The organism is Streptomyces sp. NRRL F-5123 (assembly GCF_000721495.1).
Lineage (GTDB): Bacteria > Actinomycetota > Actinomycetes > Streptomycetales > Streptomycetaceae > Actinacidiphila.
This window is the reverse complement of record NZ_JOHY01000019.1, coordinates 86,662-106,865: the sequence shown is the minus strand read 5'-3', so window position 1 is coordinate 106,865 and position 20,204 is coordinate 86,662. Positions and strand designations below refer to the sequence as shown.

Below are 20,204 nucleotides of genomic sequence, written 5' to 3'. Positions count from 1 at the left end.
CTTGGGGTCCTGGGTGTGCTCGTCGCGCCAGAAGCGGTAGCCCTCGGCGCTGCGGTCGATGACGGCCTCGGCGCCCATCGCCCGGCACCAGATCAGGACGTTGTCGCCCTGCTTCATCCCGGCGCCGTTGCGGGAGACCAGCTGCCGGTAGGCGGTGGAGTTGACCAGGCCGGGGGCGGCGGCCTCTTCCCAGCTCAGGTGCTCCGGCTTGGGCATCAGCTGGTTGGACTTGACCAGGGCGATCTCGGCCAGGCCGCCGAAGTTGGTCTCGAAGCCCCAGATGCGCTGCTCGGGGTCGAGCATGGTGTCGTCGTGCCCGTCGGCCGACTCCAGCTCGACGCTCAGGCAGTGCGCCACGACCCGGTCGCCGGGGCGCCACTTGTTCACGCCGGGGCCGGTGCGCAGGACGACGCCCGCGAGGTCGGAGCCGATGACGTGGTAGGGCAGGTCGTGCCGTTTGCCGAGCGGGGAGGTGCGGCCGTAGCGCTCCAGGAAGGCGAAGGTCGGGACGGGCTCGAAGATGGACGTCCAGACCGAGTTGTAGTTGACCGAGCTGGCCATCACGGCGACCAGGGCCTCGCCGGGGCCGACCTCCGGCACCGGGACCTCGTCCAGGTGCAGCGAGCGGCGCGGGTCCTTGTCGCGGGTGGCCAGGCCGGAGAACATCTCCGCCTCGTCCTTGCGCACGGTGACCGCGCGGTAGGACTCGGGGAGCGGCAGTGCCGCGAAGTCGGCGCTGCTGCGGGGGCCTTCGGCCGCGATCACGGCGTCCAGGATTTCCTTCATGTGACTCGCCTCCGGCGAAGCGTTCCGCCGCCGCGCCGCGGGCCGCCGGACGGCGGCTGCGGCGGAACGTGGGGGGAACGCTGGGGTCGGGTGGGGTGAGGGTGCCGTCGTCGGTCCGGCGTGGACGGGGACGGAACGGGTGGAGCGAAGGAACCGCGCGGTGGCGCGGAGGGCCTGTGACGCAGGCGTCCGGGCCAGGGGAGACAGCCGGCCTGCGGGGGGTCACCGCGGGCCGTCCGCCCGGACTGGGGCTACCGTATGGCACCGCGTGCCAGTCGTAAAGACACTGCGTGCCATATTTTTCTTTTCAGTGTCACCCCGCGCGAGGCGGCAGGCAACAGCGGCCGTCCGGGTGATCCGGACGGCCGCTGAGCAGGGTCTTCTCGAAGAGCGGAACTCAGGCCCTGCGGAGGGCTTCCTCGATGCTGCGCAGGATCTGCGCGGGCGAGGCGTCCGTACGCGCCACCGCGACCACGACCTCGTCCTGCCGGGTCACCGTCGCGGGCCGGTGGGCCGCACCGCGGGACGGTATCCGGCCGGCCCCGATGCCCGTGCCGAAGGTCGCCTTGATGACGTCGAAGGCGTGCTCCAGTTGCGCCTCCACGTCGCCCTTGCCGTCCGCCCGCAGCCAGCGCCGCAGCACGTGGTTGTGCGCGGCCACCACCGCGGAGGCCGCGACCTCGGCGAGCAGCGGGTCGTCGTCGCCGTACCCTTGCGCGCTCTCGTCGAAGTGGCCCAGCAGATAGCGGGTGAAGAGGCGCTCGTAACGGGCCACCGACGCGATCTCGCGCTCCCGCAGCGTCGGCACCTCGCGTGTCAGCCGGTAGCGCTCGACCGACACCTCGGGCAACTGCGCGTACATCCGCAGCACTTCGGTGATGCCGCGGCACACCGTGTCGAGCGGGTGCTCGTGCGGGTCGGCGGAGTCCAGCACCGCCTGCACGCGCACCAGGGTGTCGTCGTGGTCGGGGAAGATGGCCTCTTCCTTGGAGCGGAAGTGCCGGAAGAACGTGCGCCGCGCCACGCCCGCCGCCGCGGCGATCTCGTCGACGGTCGTGGCCTCGTAGCCCTGCGTGGCGAACAGGTGCATCGCGGCCGCCGCCAGATCCTGCCGTACGCGCTGCCGCTGGGCGGCGGCGCGGGGGACGATCGCGCCCTCGGGGACGCCGGACTTCGCGGACTGGGGCATGTGGGGAACGTAACACGGCGGACCGCCCCGCCCGGCACCCGGGGGAAAAGAGCCCCAGGCAGGGCCCGTGTCCCCGGCGGGTGTCCGGCGAGGGCGTCCGGGGCGTTCAGCGGCGGGCATACTCGCGGAAGCCGCGGCCGGTCTTGCGGCCCAGGCACCCCGCGGACACCAGATGCTCCAGCAGCGGCGCGGGCGCCAGGCCCGGGTCGCGGAATTCGTCGTGCAACACCTGCTCGATCGCCAGCGACACGTCGAGGCCCACCACGTCCAGCAGCTCGAAGGGCCCCATGGGATAGCCGCCGCCGAGCTTCATCGCCGCGTCGATCGCCTCCACGCTCGCGTAGTGGTCCTGGAGCATCTTCACGGCGTTGTTCAGGTACGGGAAGAGCAGCGCGTTGACGACGAAGCCCGCGCGGTCGCCGCAGTCCACCGGGTGCTTGCGCAATCTCGCGCACACCCCGTGCAGGGTGGCCCGCACGTCGTCGCCGGTCAGCACGGTGGAGACGACCTCGACCAGCTTCATGGCCGGCGCCGGGTTGAAAAAGTGCATCCCGGCGACGTCCTGCGGGCGCCCGGTCGCCCGGGCGATCGCCACCACCGGCAGCGAGGACGTCGTCGTCGCCAGCACCGCACCGGGCCGGCACACCTTGTCCAGCGTCCGGAAGAGCTCCTGCTTGACGAACAGGTCCTCGGCCACCGCCTCCACCACCAGGTCGGCCGTCGCCAGGTCGTCGTACGACGCGGCGGGCGTCACCAGCGCCGCCGCGGCGTCCCGCTGCCCGGCGTCCAGCCGCCCCCTGGCCACCGCGCGGTCCAGCGCCGCCGCGACCCGCGCGACCGCCCGCTCGGCCTTCTCCGGGCTGCGCGCAGCCAGCCGCACGGGGAAGCCCGCCTTGGCGAAGACCTCGGCGATGCCCGTCGCCATCGTCCCGGACCCGGCCACGCCCACCGTGCGGACCTCGCGCCCGGGGGCGGCGGGTCCGGCCGCACCGTCCTGGGTGCGGGGCTCGGGCACGACCGCGGAGCTGCCCGGTGCCTCGTAGCGGTAGAAGCCGCGGCCCGACTTGCGGCCGTGCAGCCCCGCCGCGGCGAGCTGGCGCAGCACGGGCGCGGGGGAGTGCAGCCGGTCCCGGGTCGCCTCGTACATCGCGTCCAGCACGGTCGTGGCGGTGTCGATGCCGATCAGGTCCAGCAGCGCGAGCGGGCCCATCGGCAGGCCGCAGCCCAGCCGCATCGCCGCGTCGATGTCCTCCCGGGTCGCGTAGCGAGCCTCGTACATCGCGGCGGCCTGGTTGAGGTAGCCGAACAGCAGGCCGTCGGCGATGAACCCGGGGCGGTCGCCGACCGGGACCGGCTCCTTGCCGAGGCTGCGCACCAGTGCGGTGACCGCCGCGGTGGTCTGCGGCGAGGTCAGCACGGTGGAGACGACCTCGACCAGCTTCATGGCCGGCGCGGGCGCGAAGAAGTGCAGGCCCAGCACCCGGTCCGGGCGGCCGGTCTCGGCCGCGAGTCGGGTCACGGACAGCGCGTTGGTGCCGGTCGCGAGGATCGCCTCCGGCTTGGCCAGCCGGTCCAGGGCCGTGATGACGTCCCGCTTGATGTCGTAGCGCTCGTCGACGACCTCGACGACCAGGTCGGCGGCCGAGGCCGCCCGCAGGTCGGGGAAGGTGCGGAAGCGGGCGAGCGCGTCGGCCCGCTCGCCGCCGGTGCAGCGCCCGCGCTCCACCGCGCGGGCCGTCGAGCGCTCCAGGGCGGCGACGGCGCGGCGGGCGGCGCCGGGGTCGGTGTCCACGCCGATGACCTCGTGGCCGGCCCGGGTCATGACCTCGGCGATGCCGGTGCCCATGGTGCCCAGGCCCACGACGGCGACGACGGAGAGGGGCGCGGCGGCGGGCGAGCCGCTGCCGGGCTGCGCCGCGGGGGCGGTGAGTGCGGGTGACGCGGGGGGTGCGGAGGGACGGGACATCGCGTGACTCCAGACGCTGGGAAGCGCGGGCGCGCCGCGGCGCGCACGGCGGGATGAGGGTGGGTGGAGTCGCGGGGCAGCCGGTGTGGTGGGGGCGCGCCCGCGGGAAACCCGGCCGGCCCTGTCCCGGGGCCGGCCGCGATGATGCCGGACCGAACGTCGTCGTGCGGTGCAGGGCGGCTGCGTCACCAGGCCGCCGTGCACGGTGCTTTCGAGGGTAACCGGCGAGTAACTTGAGCGCCACCCCTGCGCGCATGTGATCTGGGTCGCCGACAGATGAGCGCGCGGTGGCGGGTGCGGGCGGCGCCGCCCGTACGCCCCCGTGGCGCACGGACGGCCCGCCCGCACCCGCCGGGCAGGGGTCAGAGCAGCGTCAGCTGGGTGTCGCCCGGGCCGCCGCGATCCTGCTCCCGTTCCCGCGCGGGCCCCCGCTCCGGTGCGGCCTCCCGCTCCCGCGCCGCCTCCCGCTCCCGCGCCGCCTCCCGCTCCCGCGCCGCCTCCCGCTCCCGCGCCGCCCCCCGCTCCCGTACGCCACCGCGATCCGCCTCCGGCCCGCGGAACCCGCCGGCCGGGCCGCAGCCGAACTCGGCGGCGAACTCGTGCACCTGGCGGGTGATCCGGCGCTGGTACCACGTCGGCGCGTACGAGCCGCCCGCGTACATCACCTCGTAGCGCCGTACGAGATGCGGGTGCTCGCGGGCCAGCCACGCCATGTACCACTCCCGGGCGCCGGGCCGCAGGTGCAGCACCAGCGGGGTCACGGACCCGGCCCCGGCCGCGGCGACGGCCCGCACCGTCGCGCGCAGCTGCTCCGGCGAGTCGCTGAGGAAGGGCAGCACCGGCGCCATCAGCACCGACACCGGTATCCCGTTCTCCGCGAGGGTGCGGCAGACCGCCAGGCGCGTCTGGGGGGAAGGCGTGCCCGGCTCCACGCTGCGCCACAGCTCCCCGTCCAGGAAGCCGACCGACAGCGCGATGGACACCTCGGTGACGCGTGCGGCCTGCCGCACCAGCTCCAGGTCGCGCAGGATCAGCGAGCCCTTGGTGAGGATCGAGAAGGGGTTGGCGCGGTCCCGCAGTGCCGCGAGGATGCCGGGCATCAGCCGATACCGGCCCTCGGCCCGCTGGTAGCAGTCGACGTTGGTGCCCATCGCCACGTGCTCGCCGCGCCAGCGCGGCGCGGCCAGCTCGCGGCGCAGCAGCTCCGGCGCGTTGGTCTTCACCACGATCTGGGTGTCGAAGCCCAGTCCGGTGTCCAGGTCCAGATAGCTGTGGCTCTTGCGTGCGAAGCAGTAGACACACGCGTGGCTGCACCCGCGGTAGGGGTTCACCGTCCACTCGAAGGGCATGCGCGACGCGCCCGGCACCCGGTTCAGGATCGAGCGGGCGCGCACCTCGTGGAAGGTGATGCCGCGGAATTCGGGCGTGTCGAAGCGGCGGGTCACCGCGTCGGTGCCGAAGAGCGCGGCCGTCGCGTCCTCCCGGCCCAGCTGTTCCCAGCGCATGGCGCCCTCCCTGCGGTCGTCCGGTGTGCCGTTCTCCTCCACAATAGAACACAGATTCGAAAATCAGGTGTGGTTGGCTTGTGCGGCGCGTGAAGAACGCGCACGGACACGGACCGAGGAGAATCAATGGCGCTGGTCGAGGCCACCACCGAGCGGATCGTCGCCGCGGAGCCGGAGCGCGTCTATGCCGCGCTCGCCGACTACGCGGGCACCCGCGGCCGGGTGCTGCCTGAGCAGTTCAGCGAGTACGAGGTGCGCGAGGGCGGCAAGGGTGCCGGGACCCTGGTGCACTGGCGGCTCCAGGCCACGAGCAAGCGGGTGCGCGACTGCCTGCTGGACGTCACCGCGCCCGCCGAGCGGCAGCTGCTGGAGAGCGACCGCAACTCCAGCATGACCACCGCCTGGACGGTGGCCGAGGCGGGCGCCGGGCGCAGCAAGGTCGTCGCCACGACCCGCTGGCAGGGCGCCGGCGGCATCGGCGGCTTCTTCGAGCGCACCTTCGCCCCCAAGGGGCTCAACCGCATCTACGACGAGATCCTGGCGAAGTTCGCCGCCGAGGTCGAGGGCGGCAACTGAGCACCCGCCGGGGCGTTTTGCCCCGCCTGCCACTCGACCGGCTTCGTGATCTTTCACTGGTACGGGTGGTTTTGCCTACTTCCTGAGAATCGCCGCGCCCCTGCTTCGTTGTCGCCTCATGGCGGAGACGGTGGCGGAGCAGGTGTGACGAGGGGAGTGACGGGTGGCAGGCAGCGCGCTCACGGCGCGGAAGGCGGCACTGGCCAAGGACGGCGCAGGCGGCGCAACGGAGGAGGACGGGGAGCGGCGCGGGGCCCGCAGCCCCGCCCTGCGGCAGACGGCGGGGATCACCGGGAGCCCGCCGGAGGGCGCCGCGGCCGTCCGGCCGGCCCCGGGCGGCGGAACCCCGCGGGAGACCGGCGACGAGGCGGGAGGGCCGGACCTGGCCGCGCCCGTCGACCTGGCGCCGCGCCGGGTCCGGCTGGTCTTCCTGGGCCTGATGCTGGCCCTGCTGCTGGCCGCGCTCGACCAGATGATCGTGGCGACCGCGCTGCCCAAGATCGTCGGCGAGCTGCACGGCCTCGACAAGATGTCATGGGTCGTCACCGCGTACCTCCTGGCGTCCACCATCGGCCTGCCGATCTACGGCAAGCTCGGCGACCTCTTCGGCCGCAAGGGCGTCTTCCAGTTCGCGATCCTGACCTTCGTCGCCGGCTCCGCGCTGGCGGCCTGGTCGCGGTCGATGAACGAGCTGATCGCCTTCCGCGCGATCCAGGGCATCGGCGGCGGCGGGCTGATGATCGGTGTCCAGGCGATCATGGCCGACATCGTCCCGCCCCGGGAGCGCGGGCGCTACATGGGCACCATCGGCGCCGCCTTCGGGCTCGCCTCGGTCGCCGGGCCGCTGCTCGGCGGGTTCTTCACCGACCACGCCTCCTGGCGCTGGTGCTTCGCGATCAACATCCCCTTCGGCCTGGTCACCCTCGCCGTCATCGCGCTGGTGCTGAAGCTGCCCAAGCCGGCCGCGCGCCCCAAGCTGGACGTGCTGGGCGCGCTGCTGCTCGCCGCCGGCTCCACGTGCCTGGTGCTGCTCACCACCTGGGGCGGCTCCACGTACGGCTGGCGCTCCCGGGAGATCCTGGGCCTGGGCGCGGGCGCCGCGGGCTGCGCGCTGCTCTTCCTGATCGTCGAGCGGTACGCGGCCGAGCCCGTCATCCCGCTGCGGCTCTTCCGGGACGGCGTCTTCAACGTCACGGCCCTCATCGGCTGCGTCGTCGGCGTCGCCCTCTTCGGCGCCGCCAGCTACCTGCCGACCTTCCTGCAGATGGTCGACGGCGCGAGCGCCACCAGCTCGGGCCTGCTGATGCTGCCGATGATGCTCGGTGTCGTCGTGGCCTCCGTCGTCGGCGGCCAGCTCATCAGCCGCACCGGGCGGTACAAGATCTTCCCCGTCCTGGGCGGGGTGCTGTCCGCGGCCGGCATGTGGCTGCTGTCGCTGATGGACGCGGACACCCCGCAGGTCACGTACAGCGTCTACATGGCCGTGCTCGGCCTCGGCATCGGCATGGTGCTGCCGGTGCTGGTGCTCGCCGTGCAGAACTCCGTGCAGCCTTCCGACATCGGCGCGGCCACCAGCGCCAACAACTACTTCCGGCAGATCGGCGGCTCCGTCGGCGCCGCGGTCTTCGGCACCCTGCTCGCCAACCGGCTCGGCAAGCGCCTCGCCGTCGAACTGCCGCACGGCGCCCGGCTGCCCGACCCGCAGTCGGTCACCCCGCAACTCGTCCGCACCCTGCCCGCGGAGGTGCGCGACGGCTACATCCGCGCCTACGCCGAAGCCATGCCCCGGATCTTCCTCTACCTGGTGCCGGTGCTCGTCCTCGGCTTCCTCTTCGCCTTCCTGCTCAAGGAGAAACCCTTGGTCACCCAGCACGGCCCCGGGGCCGCGACCGCCACCACCGCGTACGACGGCCCCGCCGCCGGGTATCTGGACGGTACGGCGGGCGACCCGTCACTGCCCGGCGCCCGGACGGCCCCGTTCGCGTCCCCGCCGCACAGCGGGGTCGCCGTGTGCGGCACGGTCCAGCACTCCGACGGCAGCGGGGTCGGCCTTGCCGCGCTCACCCTCATCGACGGCACCGGGCGGCAGGTCGGGCGCGGCGCCACCGCCACGGACGGCCGCTTCGCGCTCAGCGCGCCCGGCGGGGGCAGCTACGTCCTGATCGCCGCGGCCGGCGGGCACCAGCCGCAGGCGGTCAGCGTCACCGTCGGCGAGCACCCGGTCGACCTCGATGTCGTCCTCGGCGGTGCGGGGCGCCTGGCGGGCGCGGTGCGCACCGCCGACGGCACGCCGGTGCGCGAGGCCGTCGTGACCCTCACCGACGTCCGCGGCGACGTGGTGGGCACCGCCCGCAGCGGCCGCGAGGGCGAGTACGTCCTGGCCGAGCTGGTCGCCGGCGAGTACACGCTGGCCGCGAGCGCCCCCGCCTTCCGGCCCGCCGCGCTCCCCGTCACCGTCCAGGCCTCCCGCGAGACCCGGCAGGACGTCGAGCTGGCGGGCGGCGCGGCCCTGCGCGGCACCGTCCGCGCGCCGGGCGGCCGCACGGTGGAGGACGCGCGCGTGACCCTGCTGGACGCGGCGGGCAACGTCGTCGACTCCGTCACGACCGGCCCCGACGGCAACTTCCGCTTCGTCGACCTGGCGGCCGGGGAGTACACCGTCATCGCAGCCGGTTACCCGCCGGTGGCCACCGTTCTCCAGGTCGCGGGCGGCGGCCGCACCGAACGCGACCTCCAGCTCGGCCACCCGGATTAGCGCTCCGGCCATACCCGAGCCCCCTCCCGCGCGTGCGCGCGCTCTGCGCTGCCGCGCGGGGTACCGGGGGCGCGCCTGCGCCGCGGGGCGGGCGTTTTCAGGCCGCGCCCGCCCGCCCGGCGGGCGTTTTCAGGGGCGCGTGGGTGCACCTCCCAGGCGGAGCCTGGGGGAGGACTGCGCGAGCAACCCACCACCGGCCGGTGGTCCTGGGGGCACCTCCCAGGCGGAGCTCTGGGGGAGGACCGAACTGCCCCTTCGGGCCGGTGACGACCCGCGCCGCGAACGTGGCTGAGCGCGCAGTTCCCCGCGCCCCCCCAAACGCTCACCCGGCAGCGCAGCCGCAGCCCGGGGACGCTCGCCCGGCGCAGCAGGGAGCGCACCGCCCTGCGCAAGGGCGGAGGTCAGTTGCTGGGTTTGGGGCACTGGGTGCCCCGGATGTCGGTGTAGGAGCCGCCGATACGGTACGTGCCGGCCGCCGGCACGTACAGGCGGGTCCACTCGCCGTCCGCGGCGAGACACCCGTGATGGTTGTCCTTCGCCCCTTCGATCCCGAGCACCGGCGACCACGGGATCCTCAGCAGCACGCTGCCGGCGTTCGGCATGGAGACGGTCAGCTCCGCCGGCCCGGCCTCCTCGACGGTGGCCGGCGGGTCGGCGAGCGGCTCGACCTCGCCTGCGACCTTGAAGACCTGCCAGTTCGCGTCGCTCCACACCGGGTGCAGCCAGTCCGGGGCGGAGCGGACGATCTTCGCCTCGGCGACGGCCGCGCCGTCCGGCTCGTCGGCGGGCAGCACGACGTAGTAGACGCTCCAGTGCTCCAGCCACGCCTTGTACGTGTCGGGGCTGAGCGTGCCGTCGTAGAAGAGCGGGTTGCGCTCGACGTCGGCCTGCCGGTTCCAGCCGCGGGCCAGGTTGACGTACGGGGACAGGCCCGACGCCTCCCAGTGGGAGCGCAGCGGGACGACCTCGACGCGGCCGCGGTCGGCCTGGACCTTCTGCAGCTCGGCGATGAGCGGCGGGGCGTGCCGCACCGTGGACGTGACGGCGGTGGTGTTGACCTGGTCGACGATCGGCTTGGTGATCTGCCAGGCCGCGACGCCCGCGAAGGCCAGCCACAGGGCCACCAGCCGGTAGCCGGTCCAGCGGCTGTCGCGGGCCACGAGGAGCATCACCGTGCCGCCGAAGAGCAGCGCGAGGCGCTCGACGTTGCTGCCGATGGGGGACGGGATGATCCAGGTCAGCGCGACGCCGGCGGCGTAGAGCCACGAGCCGGCGTGGATCTCCCGCCACTTCCTCGGCACCACGAGCGCGGTGACGACGGCGATGGCGAACGGGATGATCGCGAAGTACCAGGCGAAGGGCTGCACCCCGTAGAAGGGGAAGAGCAGCGAGGTCGCGCCGACGACCAGCGGCGGCACCGCGGCCAGCACGTACGCGTCGACCCGGCGCCCGGTCAGGAACAGCGAGGCGGCAAGCACCAGGATGAAGAGCCCGGCCACCGGACTGCACATGGTGGCCAGCGCCGTCATGGCCGCCGCGGTGGCCAGCTGCGGGGAGCGGCCCCGCAGGTTCTGCGCGGCGGGGAAGAGAACCAGTGTGGCGACCATCGCGAAGAGCATGCCGAGCGCGAAGGTGACCCGGCCGGAGACGACGTCACACCAAAGAGCGAACGTCGTCCACAGGACCGGCACCATCGGACGGCGGACGCCGCTGCGGACCAGGAGTGCCGCGCCGACCGTCGCCGACAGTGTGCCGGCGATCACCGCGGTCGTCCGCACCCCCAGCGCGGCCATGATGTACGGCGAGAGGATGCTGTAGGAGGCGGGGTGCATCCCGCCGTACCAGGAGAAGTTGTACGACGCCGACGGGTGCGCCCGTATGAAGTCGGTCCACGCATACTGCGCGGCCATGTCGCCGGAGTCCTTGGCCAGGTAGAAGGCCCAGAGCAGGTGCAGTACGGCGGCCACCGCGGTGGCCACGACGACCGGGTGGCGTACGTTCACGCGGCGCAGCAGGTCCCTGGGTTTTCGCGAAGCGGAAACCCGCGCAGGCTGCCAGGTCGTCACAAGGCCTCTTCCGGTAGCGGGCGGTTGCGTTGCCCCGGCCGGGCGGCTACCGGCGGGGTCGGACCTCGACGCTCAACAGGCCCGGATCGGAGTTCGAACACAGGCTTCGGACGCTAGCACGACGCGCGCGGTTGCCCACGCGCGGGCGTACGCCGGATTCAGCAGTTGCGGCCCGCGCCACACCGTACCGGTCGTACCGTGGTATCGGCATCGCAGATCTTGGGCTGTACGGGTGGTCTCACCTGCCGGGAAGGGGTCCGCGGCTGCCGGGGGAAGGAGCCCAGCCGACCATGGACGCCCGTATTCCGCCGGATTTCTCCGGTCGGATCCCGCTCGCGGTGATCGTCGTGGACGCGGCGGGCAGGGTGTCGCACTGGAGTACGGGGGCGCGCCGGCTCTTCGGCCCCTCCCGGGTCGAGGCCGTGGGGCGCCCCGCCGCCGACCTGCTGCCGGTGGCCGGCGCGCTGGAGAACGCGGCGCCCGAGCCGCCCGCGAGCGGCCCCGCCTACCCGGCCGGCGGCCGCTCGGGATTCGGCGACCTCGGCGACCTGGGCGACCTCGACGACCCGCTGGACGGCGCGGGCCCGTACCCCACCGCGGGCCGGGCGCGGCTCTTCGCCGAGCGGCCCGCGGCGGGCGAGGCGCTCGACGTGCTGTGGTGGGCCTACCCGCTGGTCGGGCCGGGGCCCGAGCGGCTGCTGGTCCTGGCCGCGGACGCCGTCCCGCTGCTGCGCGCGCTTCCCGGCGCCGCGGAGGTGGCCGGGGAGGAGGACGGCGAGTCCGCCGGGGCGGCGCCGCGCATCGCGCCCGGCTTCGCCCTGCACACCGAATTCGCCGGGGCCGACGAGCTGGCCAGGCAGCTGCCGGAGATCCTGCCCGGCATGAACCCGCTGGACAGCGCCCGGGTCGTGGCCCAGGTGCTGGAGCTGGGCTACCCGGTGCTGGAGGTCAGCCGGCACGACCGGGTACCCGTCACACCGGACTGGGGCGTGCCGCGCCGCGCGGAGCGGCAGGCCCGGCGGCGGGCCGCGGAGCAGGCGGCCGCGGCCGACCCGCTGTCCGTACCGGCCGAGGACCTGGCGCCGGACCTGGAGCACGCGGCGGTGCGCGAGCACCTGGAGTTCCTCAACGAGGTCAGCCGCCGGATCGGCACCTCGCTGGACCTGGCGCTCACCGTCGAGGAGGTCAGCAAGGCGGTCGTGCCGCGCTTCACGGACGTCGCGGGCACGTACCTGCGCGAGCAGGTGCTCGCCGGCGAGGGCTTCCCGGACGGGCCGCCGGACGTCACCACCATGTGGTACCGCGTCGCGGTCGAGCACACCGACGAGCCGGGCCGCTGGGACGACGTCGTGCCGGTCGGCGAGTCGATGCCCTTCCCCGCGCAGACGCCCTTCTTCCAGTGCATGACCACCGGCGACCCGGTGCTCGTCCCGCGGATCAGCGAGGAAATGGGCAGGGCCATCGCCGAGCAGTTCCCCAAGCGCGACATCAGCCCGCTGATCACGCACCGCTCCATGCTGGTCGTGCCGCTCAAGGCGCGCGACGTGGTGCTGGGCTTCATGATCCTTTTGCGGCACCGCGAGCGCCCGCCGTTCGACGACATGGACCGCGTCACCGGCGCCGAGCTGGCGGCCCGCGCCGGGCTCGTGCTCGACAACGCGCGCATGTACACGTACCAGGAGAACGTCGCCGACACCCTCCAGGACAGCATGCTGCCGCACATCCCCCCGCGGATGCCCGGCTGCGACGTGGCCACCCGCTACCTGCCCGGCACCCGGCTCGGCCGGGTCGGCGGCGACTGGTTCGACACCATCAAGCTGCCCGGCTCGCGGCTCGCGCTGGTCGTCGGCGACGTCATGGGCCACGGGCTGAACGCCGCGGCGATGATGGGCCAGTTCCGCACCGCCGTGCAGACCATGGCGCAGCTCGGCCTGCCGCCCGCGCAGCTGCTGCGCAACCTCGACGACCTCGCGCAGCGGCTCGGCGAGCAGTACCTGGCGACGTGCCTCTACGCCGTGTACGACCCGGTGGAGTCCGAGGTGCTGATCGCCAACGCCGGGCACATCCCCCCGGTGCTGGTGCGCGCGGCCGACGGCCGCAGCGAGCTGCTGGAGCTGCCGACCGGCGCGCCGCTCGGCGTCGGCGGGGTTCCCTTCGAGACGGCGCGCTTCCCCGTCGCGCCCGGCGACCGGCTGGTGCTGTGCACCGACGGGCTGGTCGAGGTGCGCGGGCAGGACATCGGGGCGGGACTGGCCGCGCTGTGCGAGAGCGCCGCGCACCCGGCCGCGTCCATGGACACCGCGTGCGACACCGTCATCCGCGCCCTGAACCGGCGCGGCGGCCGCAACGACGACGTCGCCCTGCTGATGGCCCGGCTGAACGGCATCCCGCGCTCCGACGTCGCCGAGTGGGAGCTGGCCGCCGAGCCGCGCGAGGTCGCCCGCGCCCGCTCGCTGGTGCGCGGGCGGCTGGACGGGTGGGGTCTGGCCGAGGCCGCGGAGACCGCGGAGCTGCTGGTCGGCGAGGTCGTCACCAACGCCGTACGGCACGCGCACGACGGGCCCGTGCGGCTGCGGATGGTGCGGGCGGACGCGCTGCTGGTGGAGGTGTCCGACGACGACCACGGGGTGCCGGTGCTGCTCAGCGCGGGCCCCGAGGACGAGGGCGGGCGCGGGGTGCGGATCGTGAGCAGGCTCGCGCGGGAGTGGGGCACCAGCCGCTCCGCGCGGGGCAAGACGGTGTGGTTCGAGCAGGCCCTTCCGTAGTCCTTCCGCAGGCGGCAGGGCCCGCTCGCCCGCACCCGTGTCGGTTCCGGCAACATCACGGCGTGGGGAGTGTGGTCGCGTGAACGTCTCCGGCAGGTACGCGAAGGCGTGGGAGAGCTTCTGGGAGGACGCACCGGCGGGGCCCGGCGGCGTCTTCTGGGACGCGGCCCCGGAACTGACGGTGGCCCGGCACGCGGACCGATTCGCCGCGCACTTCGACCCGGGCCTGCCGGTCGTCGACCTCGGCTGCGGCAACGGCACCCTGACCCGCTACCTGGCCGGCCGCTACCGCCGGGTCGTCGGCGTCGACCTCGCGCACGCGGCCGTCGCCCGTGCCGCCCGCGACGACCCGCGCGGGCTGGCCGCCTACCAGCAGCTCGACGGCGTCGACACCGACGCGGTGCGTGCCCTGCACGACGAGCTGGGCGACGCCAACGTCTACATGCGCGGCGTCCTCCACCAGTGCGAGCCCGCCGACCGCAGCCGGCTGGTCGACGGCATAGCCACCCTCACCGGCAGCCGCGGCCGGGCCTTCGTGGTGGAGCTGGCCGAGGCCGCCAAGGGCGTGCTCACGGGCATCGCGCAGGGCCCCGGCGGCCCGCCGCCGCGGCTCGGCGCGGTCTTCGCGCACGGCATCGCGCCCGGCGAGGTCGAGGACGCCGCGGTGCCCGGCTACTTCGCCGCCGCGGGCCTCACGGTGCTCGCCGAGGGCGAGGAGCCGCTGGCGACGGCGGAGTTCCGCCTCGACGGCGTGCGGATCGAGGTGCCGTCACGGTGGCTGGTGGCGGGGATGGCCGCGTAGTGTGACCTCGCATGCGGAAGATCCTCGTCTCGGCCGACATGGAGGGCGCCACCGGCGTCACCTGGCCGGCCGACGTGCTCCCCGGCACCGAGCAGTGGCAGCGCTGCCGGCACATGTTCACCTCGGACGTCAACGCCGCCGTCGCGGGCTTCCTCGACGCCGGTGTCGACAAGGTGCTCGTCAACGAGGCCCACTGGACGATGCGCAACCTGCTGCTGGAGCAGCTGGACGAGCGCGCGGAGATGCTCACCGGACGGCACAAGGAGCTGTCCATGGTCGAGGGCGTCCAGCACGGCGACGTCGACGGCATCGCCTTCGTCGGCTACCACACGGGCGCCGGCACCGAGGGCGTCCTCGCCCACACCTACCTGGCCAACTCGATCACGGGCGTGTGGGTCAACGGCGAGCCCGCGAGCGAGGGCCGGCTCAACGCGCTGGTCGTCGCCGAGTACGGGGTCCCGGTGGTCCTCGTGACCGGCGACGACCGCACCGCCGCCGACGCCCGCTCGTACGCCCCGCAGGCCCGTACGGTCGCAGTCAAGGACTACGTCTCGCGGTACGCCGCGGTCTGCCGGCCGCCCGCCAGGACCGCCGCAGACATCCGCGCCGCCGCCGAGCAGGCCGCGGCCCTCGCCGTACGCCACGAGCCCGTGCAGGCAGGGCCGTTCACGGTGGAGCTGGAGTTCGACGCCTGGCACCTGGTCGGGGCCGCCACCGCGGTCCCCGGCGTCGAGCGCACCGGCGAGCGTCGCGTCGCGTACACCCTGCCGACGATGTACGCGGCGCTGCGGGCCTTCAAGGCCGTCACGACGCTGGTGTCGCAGGCGGTGGAGGAGCAGTACGGCTAGAGGTGCCAGAGGTGCCCCGTGGGCCTCCACGCGGACCCACGAGACACCTCCTGAGCGCCGCGGGGCAGACCCGGGGCGGACGACGACGGGAGCGGGAGCGGCATGGCTGAGCAGGCACGGGGGGCGGTCCGGGCGGTCCCCGGCGGCGTGGACGACACCGCGCTCGCCGAGGTCGAGCGCTTCACCAGCGATCTGATCCGGCTGGACACCACCAACCGCGGCGGCGGCGACGGCAACGAGCGCCCCGCCGCCGAATACGTCGCCGAGCAGCTCGCCGGCGCCGGGATCGAGCCGCGGATCCTGGAGCGCGCTCCCGGCCGCAGCAACGTCGTGGCACGGCTGGCCGGGACCGACCCGGGCGCGGACGCGCTGCTGCTGCACGGCCACCTCGACGTGGTGCCCGCCGAGCCCGCCGACTGGACCGTGCACCCCTTCTCCGGCGAGATCCGCGACGGCGTCGTCTGGGGCCGCGGCGCCATCGACATGAAGAACGCGGTCGCGATGACACTCGCGGTCGTCCGCTCCTGGGCCAGGACCGGGCAGCGCCCCGCGCGGGACGTCGTGCTCGCCTTCACCGCCGACGAGGAGGACAGCGCCGCCTACGGCTCGGACTTCCTCGCCACCGAGCACGCCGGGCTCTTCGAGGGCTGCACCGAGGGCGTCAGCGAGTCCGGCGGCTACACCTTCCACGCCGGCGACGGCCCGGACGGCGAGCCCCTGCGCATCTACCCGGTCGCGGCCGGCGAGCGCGGCACCTCGTGGCTGAAGCTCACCGCGCGCGGCACCGCGGGCCACGGCTCCAAGATCAACCACGCCAACGCGGTGGCCCGGCTCGCCGCCGCCGTCGCCCGTATCGGCGAGCACCGCTGGCCGGTCCGGCTCACCCCCACCGTCGAGGCCGCGCTCACCGAACTGGCCGCCCTCTACGGCGTCACCGCGGGCCCCGCCGACCTCGCCGACCCCGACGCCCTGCTCGACCGGCTCGGCGAATCCGCCCACTTCGTCCGGGCGACCGTCCGCAACAGCGCCAACCCGACGATGCTGGACGCCGGTTACAAGGTCAACGTGATCCCCGGCAGCGCCACCGCCTACGTCGACGGCCGCGTCGTGCCCGGCGGCGAGGAGGAGTTCCGGACCACCCTGGACGAGCTGACCGGGCCCGACGTGGAGTGGTCCTACCACCACCACGAGGTGCCGCTCACCGCACCGGTCGACGCGCCCGCCTTCGCCGCCATGCGCGAGGCGCTGCTGCACTTCGACCCGGACGCGCACGTGGTGCCGTACTGCATGTCCGGCGGCACCGACGCCAAGCAGTTCTCCCGGCTGGGCATCACCGGCTACGGCTTCTCGCCGCTGCGGCTGCCGCCCGGCTTCGACTACCAGGCGCTCTTCCACGGGGTGGACGAGCGCGTGCCCGTCGACGCGCTGCACTTCGGGGTGCGCGTCCTGGACCGGTTCCTGCGCAGGACCGGAACGACCGAGGAGGGGACCGTATGAGCGCCACCTACGGGGAGTGGGCCTCGCCGATCGACGCGGCGACGGCCGCGTCCCACGACGGCCGGCCCGACGACCTCGGCCTGGTCGGTGCCGAGCTGTGGTGGACGGCCCCGCGCCCCGCCGAGGGCGGCCGCCGCGCGCTCGTCCGGCGGCGCCCGGACGGCACCGAGGAATGCCCGCTGCCCGCGCCGTGGAACGTCCGCAACCGCGTCATGGAATACGGGGGCACCCCGTGGGGTGGCGCGGTCGTCGGCGGCGAGCCGCTCGTCGTCTTCACGCACCAGGCCGACCAGCGCCTCTACGCCTTCCACCCGGACCGCCCCGGCGAGCAGCCGTACCCGCTCAGCCCGGTCTCGGCCGTCGGCGGCGGGCTGCGCTGGGCCGAACCCGTCGTGCACGTAGAGCGCGGCGAGGTCTGGGCGGTGCTGGAGGAGTTCACCGGCGAAGGGGCCGCGGACCTGCGCCGGCTGCACGCCGCGGTGCCGCTCGACGGCTCGGCGGCCGAGGACCGCGCCGCCGTACGCGAGATGGGCCCCGTCGAGCACCGCTTCGTCACCGGCCTGCGGCTGTCGCCGGACGGCGGCCGGGCCGCGTGGATCGGCTGGGACCACCCGCGCATGCCCTGGGACGGAACCGAGCTGCGTGTCGCCGACGTCCGCGGCGACGGCACGCTCGGTCCCGCCCGCACCCTCGTCGGCGGACCCGAGGAGTCCGTCGCCCAGGTCGAATGGGCCGCGGACGGCACGCTGTTCGCCGCGACCGACCGCACCGGCTGGTGGAATCTGCACCGCGTCGACCCGGAGAGCGGCGAGGCGGTCAACCTGTGCCCGCGCGAGGAGGAGTTCGCCGGGCCGATGTGGCGGATCGGGCTGCGCTGGTTCGCGCAGGTCGAGGGCGGGCCGATCGCCGTGCTGCACGGCGTCGGCGCGCAGCGGCTGGGCATCCTCGACCCCGGGAGCGGGGAGCTGACGCAGCCGAGCGGCCACTGGACGGAGTGGACCCCGACCCTCGCCGTCGCGGGCGGCCAGGTCGTCGGCGTCGCGGCGAGCGCCCGCAGCGCCCACGAGATCGTGCACGCCCCCGCCGTCCCCACCGCCCGGGTCGCCGCGCTGACCGCACTGCACCACGACGCCGTCGACCCGGCCTACCTGCCCGAGCCCGAGGCCCGCGTCTTCACCGGTCCCGACGGCCGCGACGTGCACGCCCACGTCTACCCGCCGCGCAACCCCGAGCAGTCCGACCACGGCGCAGCCGGCCCCGCTCCGTACGCCATCTGGGTGCACGGCGGGCCGACCAGCCGCACGCAGATGGTCTACGACCTGGAGGTCGCCTACTTCACCTCGCGCGGCATCGGCGTCGCCGAGGTGAACTACGGCGGCTCCACCGGCTACGGCCGCGCCTACCGCAACCGGTTGCGCGAGCAGTGGGGCGTGGTGGAGGTCGAGGACTGCGTCGCCGTCGCCGAGGGCCTGGTCGCAGAGGGCGCCGCCGACCCCGCGCGGCTGGCGATCCGCGGCGGCAGCGCCGGCGGCTGGACCAGCGCGGCGGCCCTGACCACCGTGTCCACCTTCGCGTGCGGCGCGATCAGCTATCCGATCCTCGACCTCGCCGGCTGGTCGCCGGCGGGCGGCGAGACCCACGACTTCGAGGCCTGGTACCTCGAATCACTCATCGGGCCGCATCTGGAGGTGCCCGAGCGCTACCACGACCGCTCGCCCGTCCACCGCAGCGACCAGGTCACCGTGCCCTTCCTGCTCATGCAGGGGCTCGACGACCCGATCTGCCCGCCCGTGCAGTGCGACCGCTTCCTCGCAGCGCTCGCCGGGCGCGACCTGCCGCACGCCTACCTCGCCTTCCCCGGTGAGAGCCACGGCTTCCGCCGCCTCGACACGCTGGTGACCTGCCTGGAAGCCGAACTGTCCCTCTACGGCCAGGTCTTCGGCTTCCGTCCGCCGGGCGTGCCGGTGCTGGACCTCACGCCGTGACCGCGCGGCCCCGCAGGCTGGTCCCGGGGGACCGGGTCGGGATCGTCGCGCCCGCGGGGCCCGTACCGGCGGACACGCTCGCGCAGGGGCTGGCGGAGCTGCGCGCGTGGGGCCTGGAACCCGTCCTCGCCCCGCACGTCCTCGACACCCACCCCTCCGGCTACCTCGCCGGCTCCGACCGGGCCCGCGCCGAGGACCTGCGGGACGCGTGGTGCGACCCGGACCTGGCCGCCGTGGTCTGCGCCCGCGGCGGCTACGGCACCCAGCGCATGGCCGACCTCGTCGACTGGGACGCGATGGCAGCGGCCGAGCCGAAGGTCTTCGTGGGCTACAGCGACGTCACCGTGCTGCACGAGGCCTTCGCGACCCGGCTGGACGTGGCCACCCTGCACGGCCCGATGCCCGGCACCCCCGGCTTCCTCGCCGACGCGGTGGGGCGCGAGCACCTGCGCCGCACCCTCTTCACCCCCGAGGAGGCCCAGGTGCTGCACGTCCCGTCCGCCACCGCCCTGGTGCCCGGCCGGGCCACGGGCGTCACGATGGGCGGCTGCCTCAGCCTGCTCGCCTCCGACCTCGGTACGCCCACGGGCCGCCCGTCCGCCGCGGGCGGCATCCTCTTCCTGGAGGACACCGGCGAGGAGCCGTACCGCCTGGACCGCTTCCTGACCCAGCTGCTGCGCAGCGGCTGGCTCGACGGTGTCGCGGCGATCGTCCTCGGCTCCTGGGAGGGCTGCGGCCCCTACCCCGAACTGCGCCGCCTCTTCCTCGACCGCCTCGCCCCGCTGTCCGTCCCCGTACTCGACTCCCTCCCCTTCGGGCACTCCCTCCCCACCCTCACCCTCCCCCTCAACACCCCCGCCACCGTCGACACCTCCACCTCGACCCTGACCTTCCCCCCGCCCCTGAGCTAGTGCTGTGACCGGGAGGGTCCACCGGTAGCCTGCGGCGTCCGGTGCGGTGCGTCGCAAGGCGCCGGATCGGCCTCGTAGTGGGCCTACTCGGTCGATGCGGCAACGCAGCGAGGGGTCACGTCCGCTGGAGTGGTGAACCCTCCCGGTCACAGCACCAGCCCCACGGGGCGCGGGAAACCGCCCGCGACCCCCACGCACGCGCGGCCGATTACCCGGCGCAAGCACCTCGGCTCCGCAGGGGTGCGGGGAACCGCGCGCGCAGCCCCCGCCGGACCTGTCCGCGTACCGCCCCGCGCAAGGGCGGGACCCCACCCGTGCCGGCCCGCCCGGCAGGGGCGGCTCGCCCGATTGCTGTAAGCGCACCTCCGCGGTCGTGCCCGGGCGGCCCCCGCCCGGTCCGGGCACGCGCGCACGCGCAACGCCGTATCCGCCCTGGCCCCGCGCAGCGGCCCTTGCTACCCAGCGTGCGGCGCACGGGACACATGCGGCGGCAGTGACTCCGGTTGCGGCGCCCCGCCCCACCCCGCTCCCACCCGCGCGGGAAGCGAGGTAG

13 protein-coding genes are annotated in these 20,204 nt (G+C 74.5%); 8 read left to right on the top strand and 5 right to left on the bottom strand.

All coding sequences use genetic code 11. The annotated features are described in order from the left end of the window. The 4 genes from IH54_RS0118525 to IH54_RS0118510 form a co-directional block, all read right to left on the bottom strand. Window positions 1–786: alcohol dehydrogenase catalytic domain-containing protein (locus tag IH54_RS0118525; RefSeq protein ID WP_031518159.1), on the bottom strand; the 786-nt coding region annotated here is incomplete at its 3' end. Between the two features lie 397 nt (window positions 787–1,183). Continuing rightward, complete coding sequence (locus IH54_RS0118520; protein WP_031518157.1) at window positions 1,184–1,975, bottom strand: TetR family transcriptional regulator; 792 nt, start codon at window positions 1,973–1,975, stop codon at window positions 1,184–1,186. A gap of 106 nt (window positions 1,976–2,081) precedes the next feature. After that, window positions 2,082–3,941, bottom strand: a complete 1,860-nt coding sequence (locus IH54_RS0118515; RefSeq protein WP_031518155.1) for a 3-hydroxyacyl-CoA dehydrogenase family protein — start codon at window positions 3,939–3,941, stop codon at window positions 2,082–2,084. A gap of 362 nt (window positions 3,942–4,303) precedes the next feature. After that, complete coding sequence (locus tag IH54_RS0118510; RefSeq protein WP_052397597.1) at window positions 4,304–5,446, bottom strand: Rv2578c family radical SAM protein; 1,143 nt, start codon at window positions 5,444–5,446, stop codon at window positions 4,304–4,306. Window positions 5,447–5,572: 126 nt separating this feature from the next. On the opposite strand from IH54_RS0118510, the gene IH54_RS0118505 reads away from it, so the two are divergent. Together IH54_RS0118505 and IH54_RS0118500 are read left to right on the top strand one after the other, a co-directional pair. Continuing rightward, on the top strand, window positions 5,573–6,022 hold the full coding sequence (locus tag IH54_RS0118505; protein WP_031518151.1) for an SRPBCC family protein: 450 nt from the start codon (window positions 5,573–5,575) through the stop codon (window positions 6,020–6,022). Window positions 6,023–6,290: 268 nt separating this feature from the next. Continuing rightward, a complete protein-coding gene (locus IH54_RS0118500) occupies window positions 6,291–8,777 on the top strand; it encodes an MFS transporter (protein WP_031518149.1) in 2,487 nt (828 codons plus the stop codon). A 401-nt stretch (window positions 8,778–9,178) separates the two neighbouring features. On the opposite strand, the gene IH54_RS0118495 is transcribed toward IH54_RS0118500, so the two are convergent. Beyond that, window positions 9,179–10,780: a hypothetical protein gene (locus tag IH54_RS0118495; RefSeq protein WP_107060197.1), complete on the bottom strand. Its 1,602-nt coding sequence runs from the start codon at window positions 10,778–10,780 to the stop codon at window positions 9,179–9,181. A gap of 353 nt (window positions 10,781–11,133) precedes the next feature. On the opposite strand from IH54_RS0118495, the gene IH54_RS0118490 reads away from it, so the two are divergent. From IH54_RS0118490 to IH54_RS0118465, 6 genes are all read left to right on the top strand, one after another. After that, on the top strand, window positions 11,134–13,608 hold the full coding sequence (locus tag IH54_RS0118490) for an ATP-binding SpoIIE family protein phosphatase (RefSeq protein ID WP_031518145.1): 2,475 nt from the start codon (window positions 11,134–11,136) through the stop codon (window positions 13,606–13,608). A 79-nt stretch (window positions 13,609–13,687) separates the two neighbouring features. Then, entirely contained in the window at window positions 13,688–14,410 is a 723-nt protein-coding gene (locus IH54_RS0118485) for a class I SAM-dependent methyltransferase (RefSeq protein ID WP_031518144.1), read from the top strand. Window positions 14,411–14,421: 11 nt separating this feature from the next. Beyond that, the gene (locus IH54_RS0118480) at window positions 14,422–15,258 is read left to right on the top strand and encodes a M55 family metallopeptidase (RefSeq protein ID WP_031518143.1); all 837 of its coding nucleotides are present in this window, start codon (window positions 14,422–14,424) and stop codon (window positions 15,256–15,258) included. Between the two features lie 102 nt (window positions 15,259–15,360). Further along, complete coding sequence (locus tag IH54_RS0118475; RefSeq protein WP_031518142.1) at window positions 15,361–16,755, top strand: M20/M25/M40 family metallo-hydrolase; 1,395 nt, start codon at window positions 15,361–15,363, stop codon at window positions 16,753–16,755. Beyond that, window positions 16,752–18,740 carry an LpqB family beta-propeller domain-containing protein gene (locus IH54_RS0118470; RefSeq protein WP_031518141.1) on the top strand — a complete coding sequence of 663 codons (1,989 nt, stop codon included), beginning with the start codon at window positions 16,752–16,754 and terminating at the stop codon, window positions 18,738–18,740. The genes IH54_RS0118475 and IH54_RS0118470 overlap by 4 nt, the downstream gene beginning before the upstream one ends. Beyond that, window positions 18,737–19,651, top strand: coding sequence for a S66 peptidase family protein (locus tag IH54_RS0118465; RefSeq protein ID WP_031518140.1), 915 nt, complete (start codon window positions 18,737–18,739; stop codon window positions 19,649–19,651). Before IH54_RS0118470 ends, IH54_RS0118465 begins: the two co-directional genes overlap by 4 nt. Window positions 19,652–20,204: the final 553 nt, after the last annotated feature.